Below are 15,717 nucleotides of genomic sequence, written 5' to 3'. Positions count from 1 at the left end.
ATTCTAAAAAACTAAAATCATGATTAAAGTATGTATAGCCGACAATTACCCCGTTGTGCATTTTGGAGTAAAATCTTACTTTAAAGACAATGCCGAGATATCAATAGTAGCCAATGTTGGTAACTTTTTGATGGTACGGGATATACTTTTAACAAAAGACATTGATGTATTGATATTAGACTTGGAACTGGAAGGTCTTTCCAGTATTTTTGAAGTGAAAGCACTTTTGAAAAATTTTCCAAAAACTAAAATCATTATCTTCAGTGGTCTTTCAGAACAGATTTATGCGCCAAATGCCATTAAAGCCGGAGTATCTGGCTTTGTGCACAAATCTGAAAAACTAGAAACCTTAGGTCAGTCGATTGTTAAAGTCCACCAAGGAAAAATAATCATGAATGAGACTGTAAAGAAAAATTTAGCCTTAATTGCAAAACAAAGCAAGAGTGAAAGATTGTATCGTAAGCTTTCCAACCGGGAAGTGGAGGTTTTGCGTTATCTAAGTGATGGAAAGAAAAACCACGAGATCGCGACTATTCTTAAACTAAATGAAAAAACGATTAGTACGTACAAACTGCGATTGTTAACAAAACTAAATGTTACTAATCTAGTAGATTTAGTAAACAAAGCAAAAACGTTAGAAATCGTTTAATACCATTGAGGCCTAACCACGTCTAGGCAATTTAAAAAAAAGAATGGATTACATGTTGATTCATTACAATTAATAAAAGCGCTGTATCTCTGTATCAAATTTCAGAGATACAGCGCTTTTTGATTTATAGATTGTGTAGCCTTTAATGGTATCGTACCACAACTCGCCCTAATTTTTTTGAAAACTTACCTCGCAACTCTATATAACTCATTGCTAAAGACAATGACTCCATATTATCTGATTCCGGATCGTTAGAAACGGAGTTTTTCAACTCTTCAATAATCTCACTAAGCAGAAACCATCTTAAAGTAAGCAATGTGTCCGAAACATCCTGATTTAACATTTCTTCTTTACTTTTAGGGAAAATATTTTGACCAGTCCAATTGTGCAAAACATTTTTTTCCTCTTCCATTATAATATTAGTTACTTCATCAGGAACACCTGACTGGTAGTGATTTATATATTTATCAAGCCCAGAGTTCTCATTTTGCAAATAATAATCGATTAAATTTTTGTATATATCTCTAAATATAGGACTTGCAAATTCTACTTCATCATCTTGCAAACTCAAATATATTTTCTGAAAAACTTTTAATTCTTTTATTTCGGTAACGTCCACAATTTCTCCGTCGCTATTTGACTTTAATAAAACTTCTTCAAATTTTTCCGTCTTGTTACCATAAAGCAATAGGATTTCAATTATTTTACGTTCAAATCGATACAGTGAATCTACTTTGTCAGTCTGGACAGTATCGTCATTTTTAACATAGTCAAAGGCATTCTGCAATTGCTTTTGTTTGTGTTTTTTTTCAATTTCGATACCGTCTTTTTGGACTAATTGCGCCAAAGTGCTTAGTAAAACCTGCTCTGAAATATCCATTATTCTGGAACATTCCTGGATATAAATTTCTCGTTGAATCCTGTCCGGAATTTTCGAAATGCTGACGACCATGTCCCGTATAAGATCTGCTTTTTTGACGGGATCATTCTTCGCTTCATTCATCAAAAGAGAGGCTTTGAACTGAATAAAATCTTTTGCGTTATTCTCTAAGTATAAAACTAACGCTTCATAAGATGTTTTTTTTGCAAAACTGTCCGGATCTTCCCCATCAGGAAACGTACACACTTTTACATTCATTCCTTCCTCTAAAATTAGATCAATTCCACGCACAGAAGCCCGTAAACCTGCGGCATCTCCATCAAAAAGCACTGTGATATTTTTTGTCAATCTGTTTATTAAACGGATTTGATCCGGTGTAAGCGCCGTGCCTGAGGAAGCAACCACATTTTCAATTCCGGATTGGTTGAACTGAATTACATCAGTATATCCTTCGACTAAATAACAATTATTTAATTTGGCTATTGATTGTTTGGCCTGAAAAATACCATACAGCACTTTACTTTTATGGTAAATTTCACTTTCCGGTGAATTCAAGTATTTTGCCGCTTTTTTATCGTTGGTAAGAATTCTGCCTCCAAAACCAAGTACTCGACCTGACATACTTTCTATAGGAAACATAACGCGACCTTTGAACCTGTCAAAAGGCCTGTCATCCCTTGGAATTGTGAGTCCGGTATTTTCTAGAAACTCTAATTTATAACCTTTCCCTAAGGCTTCTTTGGTAAAGGCATCCCAACTTTCAGGGGAATATCCCAAACTAAATTTCTTAATTGTATCCGCAGTAAATCCTCTTTCTTTAAAATAAGAATACCCTATTGCTTTGCCTTCTTCAGAATTGAAAAGGGTGTTATGAAAATAACTTTTTGCAAACTCCGATACCAAATACATACTTTCCCGTACATCCGTAATGGCTTTTTCTTGATCCGTTTGCTCGGTTTCCTCAATTTCTATATTGTATTTTTTGGCTAAATACCGTATGGCTTCCGGGTAAGTGAAATGGGAGTGTTCCATTAAGAAAGCAACTGAATTCCCTCCTTTTCCAGAACTAAAATCTTTCCAGATTCCCTTTGCTGGGGAAACCATAAACGATGGAGAACGCTCTTCCGAAAAAGGACTAAGCCCTTTGAAGTTACTCCCTGCGCGTTTTAATTGCACAAAATCACCGATAACCTCCTCTACCCGAGCAGTTTCGAAAACAGTATCTATAGTAGCTTTTGTGATCAAATCTATTATTTTTTGAAATCCAAAGTTACAAAGTTTAACCTGAAAAATTATTGTTAGTACAAATAAAATCAACTCCTAGTTAAACTCATAAATCATTCCATTTGATAATTTAAGAAGTTATTAATGTTTTACAAATCAAAGAAACGCGCTAAATCATCATTTTAAATCAGTTAAAAAAGTTATTAGTTTTTAACATTCTTTTATATTTAATAAATTAGACGTTATTTTGTAATTGATTCCCCCCAATCTACATTACAACTTATTGATAAAGAAACAATTACTTTAAAAAACCTATATCTATGACGCAAAATAATTGTTAATTAATCAATTACACCAAGAACCTATGCCTGTATTTGACAAGAAAAAAATAAGCGAATTATTTGAAAACAGAACTATTCAAGAGGAATTCAATACGGTTTTATTATTTGCATCCGAGGTATGCGAGATGCCTCTTGCATTTATTTCATTAACAGACTCTATTAGTCCCATAATAGTTACAAAAATAGGTTTTGATTATATTCCCATCTCTCCTACTATTATTGCACTTAATGAGAATACCATCCAGCAAAATAAAATTAAAATTATCTCAGACATTAATAAAGACATTGATGCTCCTCCCGAAAATTTAAATTTAATAGCTTTTTTTGCGGGTTTCCCTATATGTTTTAATGAAAATCTAGTCATTGGAACTCTTTGTATTATGGATACTAGCCCTAGAGAGCTTTCTGTAATGCAGTTAAAACATCTAAAATATACTGTGCTACAAATCCAATCTTTATTAAAATTACATATTGAAAACCAGAGCTTACAAAAAACAATCAAAGAACAGGACACTCAATTTCAATTATTTATTGACAATTCAAAAGAAATTACTTACGAGCTTAACCTAGAAGGAATAATCACCTATGCTTCAGACAACTGGACTAAATACCTAGGCTATGAGAATAAAGATATTTTAGACAAAAGCAATACTTTTTTTTTACATCCTGACGATTTAGAAAATTGCAAAACTTATTTAAGTGAAGCAATTGAAACCGGAAAAAATGAAGGTGAATTTACCTATAGAATTCTTCATCAGGAAGGTTATTATGTTTGGCATTCCACACGTTTAAAATTATCTCAAAAAAATGGTCTGCCAATTTTTATAGGAAACTGTAGAGACATTACGGAGTATATTGAAATTCAACAAAAGCTAGTATTACAAAAAGAATTTTATGAAAAAATATTGGACAGGCTCCCAACGGATGTCGCCGTTTTTGACAGCAGTCATACCTACACGTATTTAAATCCAGCCGCTATAAAAAAAGAGGAGCTACGAAAATTCATTATAGGAAAAAACGATTTTGAATATGCAAAACATACTGGCAGAGATGATGCCTTTGCAAAAACAAGACGCATCCATTTTCTAGAAGCCATAGAATCCAGGAATACAATTGAGTGGGAGGATACTATAGAACATCTTGATGGCACAAAAACCTATCATACCCGAAAACTAACTCCTGTTTTTCATGAAGATGAAACCCTAGAAATGATGATAGGATTTGGTGTAGATATCACTGAAAGTAAAAAAACCCAGCAAGAAATTATTAAAAGCAGACAGCTTACTAAAAGTATAATCTACAATATAGCTGTGGGAATTATAGTCCAAGGCCCTGACTCAGAAATATTAGAAAACAACAAAGCAGCCTGCGAAATGCTAGGACTCACAGAAGACCAATTACTTGGAAAAACATCCTACGACGAGCACTGGAAGACAATTCATCTTGACGGTACTTTATTTAAAGCGGAGGATCATGCAGTCCCTCAAGCAATCCAGACACTAAAACCAATAAACAATGTCATTATGGGAGTCTATAATCCCACACTTAAAAATTTAGTATGGTTGTTGGTTGATGCCGTACCCGTACTTGGAAAACACAATGAATTACTTTTCGTAATATGTTCCTTTATTGACATATCGGCACAGAAAAAAGCAGAAGATGCTTTAAAAGAAAGTAACGAGCGCTTTTCTTATTTTAGCAAGGCTACTTTTGATGCCATTTGGGATTGGGATTTGACCACTGACAAAATTTATGTCGGAGATGGCTTTAAAACGCTTTTTGGTTATACATTTAAGAAAAATGTACTAGCAGCTAGTTTCCTTAATAATTTTTTACATCCGGATGAGAAAAAAGCTGTTTTTGAAAGTCTAGATGTGGCTGTTAAAAGTCAAAATAATGTGTGGTCCCATGAGTATCGTTATAAAAAAACAGATACTTCCTATGGATTCGTAAATGACAAGGCCATAATCATTCGAAACAATGAAGGTAAAGCCATACGGATGATTGGTGCAATGCAAGAGATCACTAAGGAGAAGATACTCAAAGATGAATTACAACAAAGCCAAGAACAGTTTAAAGATGCTTTTGAATATTCGGCAGCAGGAATGGCGTTAATAGACATTGATGATAATTTTGTAGAAGTCAATGAAAAACTTTGTGAAATATTAGGCTATTCTAAAAAGGAATTTGCGTCCTTAACCTCTCAAGAAATAACTTATCCAAAAGATTTAAAAAATGATTTTATTTTGAAAGAGCAATTAAATTCCGGAAAAATCTCTAATTTCAATTTAGAAAAAAGATTTATTCATAAAAATAAATCTGTCATTTGGATGTATATATCTGCTTCAATAATTAAAAGCAGTCGAAACAAAACGAAACGTCATATTTTCCAGATGATCAATATAACAGATCGGAAAAGGATTGAAAAACAAAACAAAATATTATCCGAAGAAAATAACAGGATCAAAACCATTCAGCTCAACAAAGCTAAAAATTTATACCGTCTTTTAGCTGATAACACCGTTGATTTAGTTTGCTTGCATAATACAGACACCTCTTTCAAATACGTTTCTCCTTCTATTGAAAAACTATTAGGATACACCCCACAATCTTTAATAGGGAAATTTCCTGTAGATTATGCCCATCCTGACGATATTGAGGAACTTCAAAGTCACATCATAGGCTTTCTAACAGAAATGGAAGACATAGCAATTCAGATCCGGTTTAGAAACATAAGCGGCGATTATATTTGGTTTGAAATTAAGGCCAATTTAGTTAAAGAAAATGGTGTTACAATTAGCTTTCATTCCTCAAACAGAGAAATTACCACCCAAAAAGAAGCCGAAGAAAAAATTGAAAAAGCATTACTGAAAGAACGCGATTTAAATGATCTTCGCACGAATTTAGTATCCACAATTTCACATGAGTTCAGAACGCCTATGACAACCATCAGAACTAGTGCTGAACTAATAAGTCTTTACTTAGAACATGAAAAAATAGAAAATGCTCCCCGTTTGCAAAAAAGAATTGATTGTATTATTGAAGAAATTGATCGCATTGTTCAATTGATGAATGCCGTGCTAACGATCTCAAAAGAGGACTCCGGAAAAACGAATTTCGATCCTACCGAATTTGATTTAAAACAAATTTGCCTAGATGTGATCGAAATAAGTTATCCCGATCAATTAATTGGAAGAAAAGTTCAAACCTCCATCAAAGGCGATAATTTTCGAGTTATGGCAGATCAAAAACTGATGGAATATACTATTTTCAACTTATTAAACAATGCCTTTAAATATTCAGAAGGCTTTGGTGATATTGAGCTAAATTTATGTGTCATCGAAAAAACTATTTGTTTAGAGATTATTGATTTAGGTATTGGAATTCCAGCCGAAGATCAACCAAAATTATTCAATACTTTTTTTAGGGCCAGTAATACCGATGGAATCCAAGGAACTGGATTAGGCCTCTATATCGTAAAAACATTTACAGAAAAAAACTCAGGAACAATTCAACTTGAAAGTAAATTAGGAAAAGGAACTAAGGTAACCCTTGAATTTCCAGTACACAATTAGAAGGAATCTCAACCAGCAGAGATTCCTATTTCCTGAAAAAAAGCCGTTTGAGACAAAATTATTCTATGTTTCTAAACCACAAACTTCAACGGCACGTGGATTACTTTCTTTGTTTCAAAGAATTCATCTTCAAAAAAATCAGCTAAATTATATTCCGTCGCTTTAGGGAAACCCTTTAATTCTTCAGTTAAATCGCCTCCTTTTAAGTACAAAATTCCGTTTTTCAATTCGTGTTTGTTGTTCTTTTTGATTTTGGTTTTCACCCAAGAAACAAAATCCGGCATATTGGTCACGGCACGACTCACAATAAAATCAAAATCTCCTTTTACATTCTCTGCTCGCATTTGCTCAGCTTTAACATTTTTTAATTCCAATCCCTCGGCAACAGCCTGAACCACTTTTATTTTTTTTGCAATAATATCTATCAAATAAAAACGCGTTTCCGGAAAAAGAATCGCCAATGGAATTCCAGGGAATCCACCTCCTGTTCCCACATCAAGGACATACGTTCCCGGTTCAAATTGTATGATTTTGGCAATCCCCAACGAATGCAAGATATGTTTGGTGTATAAGGCATCAATATCTTTTCTGGAAATAACATTTATTTTTTCGTTCCAATCATGGTATAAAAAATCCAATTTTTCAAACTGTTCTTTTTGAATATCCATTAAATTAGGAAAATGCTTCAGAATCTCATTCATCTTTTAATTTTTTAACAAAAGTAATACTTTAGAGTTAAAATATTTATCTCAATTTTGTATATCCAAAAATTTATAATAATTACCTTTGACCTTTATTGATTTTTTTATGACAGATACGCTACCAACATTTGCAAAACAAGATAGCCTGAAATTTTTCAGAACACTTAACTCACGGGTAAATACTTACTTTAAAGAAAACAACATCCAAAAGACTGGAAACTGGAAACTTTATTTAAAAACTATCATTTTGATTACGGTTTTCCTGGCGCCTTATTTTTTAATTCTGACATTAGGTATGCCTTTTTGGGCACATCTTCTATTAACAATTGTTATGGGAATTGGAATGGCTGGAGTGGGAATGAATGTCATGCATGATGGAAATCATGGCTCCTATTCCAATAAACACTGGGTCAATAAATTTATGGGAGGAACTATTTATGTTCTGGCAGGAAATGTCTACAACTGGCAAGTTCAACATAATGTTTTGCACCATACGTACACAAACATTCCAGGTCACGATGAGGATTTAGATGCCGGACGTGTGATTCGTTTTACAAAAGAAGCAACATGGTATAATTTTCACCGTTTTCAGCAATATTATTCGGTATTTTTATATGGATTATTAACGTTCAACTGGGCTATTACAACTGATTTCAAGCAGATGAAAAGCTATTTAAAGCGAAAATTATCTTACGGAGAAGCAAAAAGCCCAAAAATACTTTGGACCACTTTAATTATCACTAAAATAATTTACGTTTCTATTTGGATCGTGTTACCAATCGTTATTGGAATCACATGGTGGAAAGTTCTTATTGGATTCTTCCTCATGCATTATACCGCAGGACTCATATTAAGTGTTGTATTCCAATTAGCACACGTTGTCGAAGAAACGACCAATCCTTCTCCTAATGAATTAGGAGAAATGGATAACACTTGGGCGATTCACCAATTGTTTACCACCACCAATTTTGCACCAAAAAATGCCATTGTCAACTGGTACACCGGTGGATTAAACCACCAAATAGAGCACCATATTTTCCCAAATATCAGTCACGTGCATTATGGGAAAATTGCGAGTATCGTAAAGCAAACCGCCCAAGAATGCAACTTGCCGTATTACGAATACAAAACGATGCGAAGTGCTGTTATTGCTCATTTTAAGCATTTGAAAGAATTGGGAATGAAACCAGAACTTACATAATCATTCAAAATCACAACATCTAGAGATGCTCTGCAGTGCATCTCTAGATTGCATCTTTACAGTGTATATATACTAATAAACTAACTACAACCTATTACAATGAATCCATTATCCGATAGAATAAACAATTTATCTACATCTCAAACATTAGCAATGGCAGCTTTGGCCAGAGAATTAAAAGCACAAGGAAGAGACATTATCAGTTTAAGCTTAGGCGAACCAGATTTCAATACGCCAGACTTCATCAAAGAAGCGGCAAAAAAAGCGATTGACGAAAATTACAGCACCTACTCTCCAGTAGAAGGATATGCTGAATTAAAAGAAGCCATTTGCAGAAAATTCAAAAGAGACAATAATTTAGAGTACAAACCCTCTCAAATTGTAGTGTCAACCGGAGCAAAACAATCGTTATACAACATTGCTCAAGTAATGCTAAACGACGGTGACGAAGTAATTTTACCGGCTCCTTACTGGGTTTCGTATTTCGAAATCGTAAAATTATCAGGCGGAGTTCCTGTAGAAGTACCCACTTCTGTAGATACGGATTTCAAAATCACACCAGAACAATTAGAAGCAGCAATTACACCAAAAACAAAAATGATGTGGTTTAGTTCCCCTTGTAACCCAAGCGGATCGGTGTACAACAGAGACGAATTAACGGCTCTTGCCAAAGTGTTGGAAAAACACCCACATGTATATGTTGTTGCTGACGAAATCTACGAGCACATTAATTTCTCCGGAACTTTTTGCAGCATCGCATCCATCCCGGGAATGTTAGAACGAACAATTACCGTAAATGGAGTAGCCAAAGCTTTCGCTATGACAGGTTGGAGAATTGGATATATTGGCGCACCAGAATTCATTGCAAAAGCGTGTACAAAAATTCAAGGTCAAGTAACAAGCGGTGCGAATAGTATTGCACAACGTGCTACTATTACCGCAGTAGATGCTGATCCAAGTGTTCTAAAACACATGGTGGACGCTTTCCATAGCCGTAGAGATTTAGTCGTTGGATTATTAAAAGACATTCCAGGAGTAAAAATCAACGTTCCCGAAGGTGCTTTTTATGTATTCCCAGACGTTTCTTCTTTTTTCGGAAAAACATTAAAAGGAACGTTTATCAAAGACGCCAATGATTTCTCTATGTATCTTTTGGGCGAAGCCAATGTAGCAACCGTAACCGGTGACGCTTTTGGAAACCCAAACTGTATCCGTTTTTCTTACGCAACAAGCGAAGAATTGCTAATTGAAGCCTTACGCCGAATCAAAGAAGCTGTAGCTCTTACTGAGGTTCCTGCATAATATAAAATTTGTTTCAAGTTTAAAATAGTTTAAGGTTTAAAGTTTTAACGCTTTAAATTTTAAACTATTTTTTTTGGGGCATGCCCCGCAGAAAAGGCGGGTCGGGCTATCCGTTGCAATCTTTTTTATTACCTTCGCTATCGCTGCGGAAATACAAAGGATTTCCACTACTATCCCTCATGCAGTAAGGACAGCTCGCGAGATGTCCCTAGCTATACCTAACACAATAAAAACATGAAAATACTACTTCTCGGCTCAGGCGAATTAGGAAAAGAATTTACAATCGCTGCACAACGCATAGGGCAAATCGTAATTGCGGTGGACAGTTACGAAAATGCACCCGCCATGCAAGTTGCCCATGATTTTGAAGTCATCAATATGCTCGACGGAGAAGCCCTAGACCGCGTCGTCGCCAAACATAAACCTGATTTTATTGTTCCAGAAATAGAAGCTATCAGAACCGAGCGTTTTTATGACTATGAAAACCAAGGAATTACCGTAGTTCCTTCTGCGAAAGCGGCAAACTTCACGATGAACCGTAAAGCGATTCGAGATTTAGCATCTAAAGAATTAGGATTAAAAACCGCAAACTACCGCTACGCCACTACTGCCGAGGAATTACAAAAAGGCGTTGAAGCCGTTGGAATGCCGTGTGTCGTCAAACCATTAATGTCTTCGTCCGGAAAAGGACAATCCACTATAAAAACCGAAGCCGATATCGAAAAAGCATGGAAGTATGCCGTGGAGGGTTCCCGTGGTGATGTCGTAGAAGTGATTGTAGAAGCATTTGTCAAATTTAATTCGGAGATTACTTTATTAACGGTGGTACAAAACAATAATCCAACATTATTTTGTGCGCCAATTGGTCACCGCCAAGAGCGAGGCGATTATCAGGAAAGCTGGCAACCCGCCATAATTTCCGACAAGGATTTGTACGAAGCGCAAGACATGGCCGAAAAAGTAACCGAAGCTTTGGGCGGCGCAGGACTTTTTGGAGTCGAATTTTTCTTGACTGATGACGGCGTTTATTTCTCAGAATTATCGCCTCGTCCGCATGATACCGGAATGGTAACATTAGCTGGAACACAAAACTTCAATGAATTTGAATTGCATTTACGCGCTATTTTAAGTTTGCCTATTTTTGAAATCACATTAGAAAAAGCGGGAGCCAGTGCAGTCATTTTAGCTTCGGAAAACTCTACAAACCCAACGTACTCCGGTATCGAAAAAATTGCGGCTTTACCTAAAACGGATTTCAGAATATTTGGTAAACCAACTTCAAGACCCTACCGCAGAATGGCAGTGGCTTTAGTAAGTGATACCGTAGAAACTCCAATTGAAGAAGTGGTAGAAAAAGCAAAAAATGCAGCAAGGTTGATTACCGTGCATTCGTAATTACATTTAATAAACTTCCAATATTATACCGAAAACAAGATGAAAAAAAAATTCGCTAAATCAGTGTTATCAGCGTTCCTTTTTATCATCTTGTGAATTATCACCTAACCATTCGAAAGTTCTTCTGGAACCTTTAAATACCTTTGATAAAAAAATACCGATGTCTAATTCTATCGTAGACATCCTGAATAATGATTACCCACACTGCCTTCAAGGGAAAGTTTTCAAAGAAAAAAAATATTTGCTTACGCATAGGATTTCCAAAAATGAATAAATATTGCCTCCATGGTCACAATAAATTCGAGAAAGAACCGGGTTATTTTCATGGTGCAATGTATGTTAATTATGGTCTGACGGTAGCACAAGGTATTGCCACATTTGGCCTTGCTCAATTCTTTTTTGCCGAAAGTTTTGATTGACGAATCATTCCAATTATTGCAGTTGTCATTATTGAAATGGCTTCTATTAACATTCCTCTTTCCAGATTAATATGAATTTACATGTTTAAAAATTATTCGATGTAAAAAACGAGTATCTTAGCTAAAGCAAAAAATAATCAATTATGAAAAAGTTATTATACTTAACCCTTTTGTTCGTTGTAACATTAGCAAGTGCTCAGGATAAAGATAAAAAAGAAGAACCAAAACCACAAATTGTTGAGGCTGCTTGTGGTCAATGCCAGTTTGGAATGGAAGGACACGGTTGTGAATTAGCCGTTCGTGTGGATGGGAAATCTTATTTTGTTGACGGTAGTTCAATCGATTCGCACGGAGATGCACACGCCAATGACGGTTTTTGTACAACAATACGAAAAGCCGAAATTGTTGGTAAAATTGTAGATAATCGGTTCAAAGTAACTTCTTTTAAATTACTGCCAAAAAAATAAAAAAAGGGCTAAAAGAAAATTCTTTAGCCCTTTTTTTATTACTTCGATTTCATACTCGCTTCCAAATTGATATTCTCAAAACTTGAAACATCAATAACTTCTTCCATGTCTACATCAAAAGAAATTTTCACACTGTCACCCACAATTGTTACTGGCAATTGATTGGATATTTGTGACGAACCCACAAAAATATTAGGGTAATCTTTCACCTTAAAATAATAAAAGCTATTCCCGTTTTTCACATCATTCTGAATTCTCGTTACTACTGATTTTACTGATTTTTTATTAGAAACACTATTTGGGTTTATTTTATTATCAGACATATTGTAGACATTTTTAAACGAAGTCAAGGTTTCCCGCATTGTATTGCCGACGCCCACAATCGTATAATCTGAAATGGCCACCATCGCAAACATTTTAACTAATCCGCCGTTATCTTTGAGCGTCATCGCATACGTGGGAATGTTATTGATATTATACGGAATAGGCAACGACGCTTTATATCCTTTCTCCTGAACTTTCCCTTGTGCCGAACTTTGAGCCGCATATTCCGTCGCGCCACTTTGTTTGTAAAAAGTAGTTTCTTTGGTTCTGGTATCTACCAATACAAAACCTACAGCAGATTCTTCTTTCCCGACCGAAGTTAATCCGGTGTACCAATAGGATTTATTGTCTTTTCCGTACACCAATGTCATTCCTTCTGTAATTTGCAGTTTATCCTGATTAGAAAAATTCCAATAGCCGTGAACATATTCACCCCAATCATTCAACTGATTTTCTATAAAATCCAAAGGCTGAATTCGATCCACCCATTTTGGCGTTTTAGCAATTGAATATTCATTTATAACTCCAGATTGTGCATCAACCACAATAACTCCCGTAGCTTCTTTTCCTGAAAAACCAATTTTTTTCACATATTTAGTGACAATCCAAAACGGATTTCCAGCATCGTCAATTTCAAAACTAAAATCAGCCAGACCAACAGTAGCATTTCCATTAAAATAAACGTGTCTGTGAATGTCACTTTGGAAGTAAGCGCCTTGCTGGTATTTAATCTTAATATTCTTCCCTCCTACACTCTGAACTAATTTCACATCACGTTCATTGGTTGCAGAAACCATAACATATCCCGCAGTTCCCTCTTGGTTGTTAAACCATTTCAAAAAACCAGAATGTAATAATGGAGCAACCCAGTACAAGTTATTGTTCACCTTTTGGATACAAAAATCCCCCAATTCTACCTGACTTCCCAAAGCGGGTTGAGAACCTAAAATTTTCTCTCCCAAAAGATGGGCTAGTTCCTCATCGACCACACGGATTTTATCAATTGAAATTGGAGCAATATGATTCGTAATTTTTTGTCCGTTTTTAACCTCGCCTATTAATTTTTGATACGAATCGCTTCGGAACATTTTTAGGCTGGTTATAAAAGGAAGTGCAACACAATACGCTAAAAGCAATCCTACCAAAACAAACAAAATCTTGTTAGGTTTGGAAACAATCTTGACTTGCTTTGTTTGCTGAGAAATAGTCAAACCAACAGAAAATAAGATCCCTATTACTAACAACAGTAATAAAATAAAAGCAAAACCAGTAAATCCATAATTGATTACCGGAAGGTTGCCATAAAACAATAAAAAACTAAAAAGGAGTAAGAAAGCTATTGATAAAATCTTTTTCATAAAACTAAGTTTTAAATATTAGTCTTTAATACTCCTAAATGTTACACTAATAAAAGTGTCAATTTTAAAGAAAACAATAACCCTATTTACAATACCGCAAAAAACAGTATTTTTGCATTCTGATTGGAATTCATTTTTCAGTCTTTAATTTTTTTCAATCTTTAAAATAAAAACATGAAAGCATACGTATTTCCAGGTCAAGGCGCGCAATTCACAGGAATGGGTAAAGACTTGTATGAAAATTCTGCTCTCGCAAAAGAATTATTCGAAAAAGCCAATGCAATTTTAGGTTTCCGCATCACAGACATCATGTTTGAAGGAACAGCCGAGGAATTGAAAGAAACCAAAGTGACACAACCAGCCGTTTTCCTCCATTCGGTGATTTTAGCAAAAACATTAGGGGAGGATTTCAAACCAGAAATGGTAGCGGGACATTCATTGGGTGAGTTTTCAGCTTTAGTAGCTAATGGTACTTTATCTTTTGAAGACGGCTTGAAACTGGTTTCTCAAAGAGCTTTAGCTATGCAAAAAGCCTGCGAAATAAAACCATCGACTATGGCGGCCGTTTTAGGATTGGCTGACAACATTGTAGAAGAAGTTTGTGCTTCGATTGACGGAATTGTAGTCCCTGCAAATTACAACTGCCCAGGACAATTAGTGATTTCAGGAGAAACATCAGCAGTGGAAAAAGCGTGTGAAGCGATGAAAGGCGCTGGTGCAAAACGTGCATTATTGTTGCCTGTTGGAGGTGCTTTTCACTCTCCAATGATGGAACCGGCTCGTGAAGAACTGGCCGCAGCTATTGAAGCAACAACGTTCTCAACTCCTATTTGTCCGGTATATCAAAATACAACAGCCAGTGCAGTATCAGACCCCGCAGAAATTAAGAAAAACCTAATCATTCAATTGACAGCTCCCGTAAAGTGGACACAATCAGTACAGCAAATGATCCAAGACGGAGCAACCTCATTTACTGAGGTAGGCCCTGGAAAAGTATTAGCAGGATTGATCGGGAAAATTGACAGAGACGCTGTTACCGCTAATGTATAAAATAGTGGTAATTGGTGTCCAATAAACGAAATTTCCCCAAACTTATGTTTGTAGCGATTTTGTTTATCTTTATACGATGAATGTACTCAATTATCAATTTTTTAAAATGAAAATATAATGAAAAAAGCACTTTTAGGATTAGTATTTGTTGCCACTTTAATGACTTCTTGTAAAGAAGAAACAAAAGAGGAAGTGAAAGAAGCTAGAGAGGCCATTAGTAATGAAATGGAAGGAGCTATCGATACTGCAGCGGTAAAAGTTGATGCTGCCGCTGATTCTACCAGAATAAAAGCAGGAGAAATTCTTAAAAAAGGAGCTGACAAGATAAATCAGGCTGCTGAAAAACTGAAGGAATCCGGAAAAGAATAATTCAAAAACAAGGCTGCCCGGAAAGTAATTCCCAGACAGCCTTGTTTCTAAATTGAGTATACAACCCGTCATCGAGTGGCATACTGTAAATTAATAAAGAGGTACAACGTTAAATCTTGGAAAACCGGGTTAAATTTCAAGAATTAATTTCAAATAAAAATAAGCTCAAATGGTTCATAACATTACGATTCTACCCGAAGTTATCGGGAGTTCAAATCCTCTATCGCGCACAAAATTCAAATAACCAAGTCATTTAATTTTAGAGGTTAGTTTGGTTATACAATTGATAACCCCTAAATTTATTAAGATTATTGATTCGAATATCCTAAAGTCATATTAAAGAGACTGATATTCATCTGTTTTATCTTTTTTTGTATCTAAAGATATATTGTCGAAATAATCAATCTCTAATCTTAGCTCTTGAACTGTTGATTTGTAAATATTTTTTTGAAACCTAGATAA

At 35.2% G+C, this 15,717-nt stretch carries 12 protein-coding genes; 9 read left to right on the top strand and 3 right to left on the bottom strand.

All coding sequences use genetic code 11. From position 1 onward, the window contains the following. Positions 1–19 precede the first annotated feature (19 nt). Positions 20–649, top strand: a complete 630-nt coding sequence (locus EKL98_RS13105; RefSeq protein WP_126461693.1) for a response regulator transcription factor — start codon at positions 20–22, stop codon at positions 647–649. Positions 650–791: 142 nt separating this feature from the next. Here the strand turns inward: EKL98_RS13105 and dnaG are convergent, their stop codons facing one another. Continuing rightward, complete coding sequence (gene dnaG, locus EKL98_RS13100) at positions 792–2,774, bottom strand: DNA primase (protein WP_126554647.1); 1,983 nt, start codon at positions 2,772–2,774, stop codon at positions 792–794. A 343-nt stretch (positions 2,775–3,117) separates the two neighbouring features. Here dnaG and EKL98_RS13095 point away from each other — a divergent pair, with 343 nt between their 5' ends. Then, positions 3,118–6,669, top strand: a complete 3,552-nt coding sequence (locus EKL98_RS13095) for a sensor histidine kinase (protein WP_126562844.1) — start codon at positions 3,118–3,120, stop codon at positions 6,667–6,669. Positions 6,670–6,740: 71 nt separating this feature from the next. On the opposite strand, the gene rsmG is transcribed toward EKL98_RS13095, so the two are convergent. Then, positions 6,741–7,370, bottom strand: a complete 630-nt coding sequence (gene rsmG / locus EKL98_RS13090) for a 16S rRNA (guanine(527)-N(7))-methyltransferase RsmG (RefSeq protein WP_126562843.1) — start codon at positions 7,368–7,370, stop codon at positions 6,741–6,743. Between the two features lie 106 nt (positions 7,371–7,476). Here rsmG and EKL98_RS13085 point away from each other — a divergent pair, with 106 nt between their 5' ends. The 5 genes from EKL98_RS13085 to EKL98_RS13065 all read left to right on the top strand — a co-directional run bounded on the left by EKL98_RS13085 (position 7,477) and on the right by EKL98_RS13065 (position 12,154). Next, positions 7,477–8,571: a fatty acid desaturase family protein gene (locus EKL98_RS13085; protein WP_126461676.1), complete on the top strand. Its 1,095-nt coding sequence runs from the start codon at positions 7,477–7,479 to the stop codon at positions 8,569–8,571. 99 nt (positions 8,572–8,670) lie between these two features. Next, on the top strand, positions 8,671–9,873 hold the full coding sequence (locus EKL98_RS13080) for a pyridoxal phosphate-dependent aminotransferase (RefSeq protein WP_126562842.1): 1,203 nt from the start codon (positions 8,671–8,673) through the stop codon (positions 9,871–9,873). Positions 9,874–10,107: 234 nt separating this feature from the next. After that, positions 10,108–11,268 carry a formate-dependent phosphoribosylglycinamide formyltransferase gene (gene purT / locus EKL98_RS13075; protein ID WP_126562841.1) on the top strand — a complete coding sequence of 387 codons (1,161 nt, stop codon included), beginning with the start codon at positions 10,108–10,110 and terminating at the stop codon, positions 11,266–11,268. Positions 11,269–11,534: 266 nt separating this feature from the next. Further along, entirely contained in the window at positions 11,535–11,687 is a 153-nt protein-coding gene (locus tag EKL98_RS18110) for a hypothetical protein (protein WP_233589438.1), read from the top strand. Positions 11,688–11,830: 143 nt separating this feature from the next. Next, positions 11,831–12,154 (top strand): DUF6370 family protein, encoded by a 324-nt coding sequence (locus tag EKL98_RS13065; RefSeq protein ID WP_126461666.1) that lies wholly within the window; start codon positions 11,831–11,833, stop codon positions 12,152–12,154. Positions 12,155–12,192: 38 nt separating this feature from the next. Here the strand turns inward: EKL98_RS13065 and EKL98_RS13060 are convergent, their stop codons facing one another. Then, complete coding sequence (locus tag EKL98_RS13060; RefSeq protein ID WP_126562840.1) at positions 12,193–13,836, bottom strand: hypothetical protein; 1,644 nt, start codon at positions 13,834–13,836, stop codon at positions 12,193–12,195. 174 nt (positions 13,837–14,010) lie between these two features. On the opposite strand from EKL98_RS13060, the gene fabD reads away from it, so the two are divergent. Next, on the top strand, positions 14,011–14,886 hold the full coding sequence (fabD, locus tag EKL98_RS13055) for an ACP S-malonyltransferase (protein ID WP_126456372.1): 876 nt from the start codon (positions 14,011–14,013) through the stop codon (positions 14,884–14,886). Between the two features lie 117 nt (positions 14,887–15,003). Further along, positions 15,004–15,255, top strand: coding sequence for a hypothetical protein (locus EKL98_RS13050; protein ID WP_197037213.1), 252 nt, complete (start codon positions 15,004–15,006; stop codon positions 15,253–15,255). The last annotated feature ends 462 nt before the right edge of the window (positions 15,256–15,717 follow it).

The sequence above is a fragment of the Flavobacterium bomense genome (assembly GCF_003970355.1).
The sequence above is the reverse complement of the archived record's forward strand: the minus strand, read 5'-3'. Positions and strand labels throughout refer to the sequence as shown.

Excerpts from the sequence above, each read along its gene's own strand:
- EKL98_RS13105 (WP_126461693.1), top strand. The coding sequence starts at position 20 with ATGATTAAAGTATGTATAGCCGACAATTACCCCGTTGTGCATTTTGGA.
- EKL98_RS13095 (WP_126562844.1), top strand. The coding sequence starts at position 3,118 with ATGCCTGTATTTGACAAGAAAAAAATAAGCGAATTATTTGAAAACAGA.
- rsmG (WP_126562843.1), bottom strand. The coding sequence starts at position 7,370 with ATGAATGAGATTCTGAAGCATTTTCCTAATTTAATGGATATTCAAAAA.
- EKL98_RS13085 (WP_126461676.1), top strand. The coding sequence starts at position 7,477 with ATGACAGATACGCTACCAACATTTGCAAAACAAGATAGCCTGAAATTT.
- EKL98_RS13080 (WP_126562842.1), top strand. The coding sequence starts at position 8,671 with ATGAATCCATTATCCGATAGAATAAACAATTTATCTACATCTCAAACA.
- purT (WP_126562841.1), top strand. The coding sequence starts at position 10,108 with ATGAAAATACTACTTCTCGGCTCAGGCGAATTAGGAAAAGAATTTACA.
- EKL98_RS18110 (WP_233589438.1), top strand. The coding sequence starts at position 11,535 with ATGAATAAATATTGCCTCCATGGTCACAATAAATTCGAGAAAGAACCG.
- EKL98_RS13065 (WP_126461666.1), top strand. The coding sequence starts at position 11,831 with ATGAAAAAGTTATTATACTTAACCCTTTTGTTCGTTGTAACATTAGCA.
- EKL98_RS13060 (WP_126562840.1), bottom strand. The coding sequence starts at position 13,836 with ATGAAAAAGATTTTATCAATAGCTTTCTTACTCCTTTTTAGTTTTTTA.
- fabD (WP_126456372.1), top strand. The coding sequence starts at position 14,011 with ATGAAAGCATACGTATTTCCAGGTCAAGGCGCGCAATTCACAGGAATG.
- EKL98_RS13050 (WP_197037213.1), top strand. The coding sequence starts at position 15,004 with ATGAAAAAAGCACTTTTAGGATTAGTATTTGTTGCCACTTTAATGACT.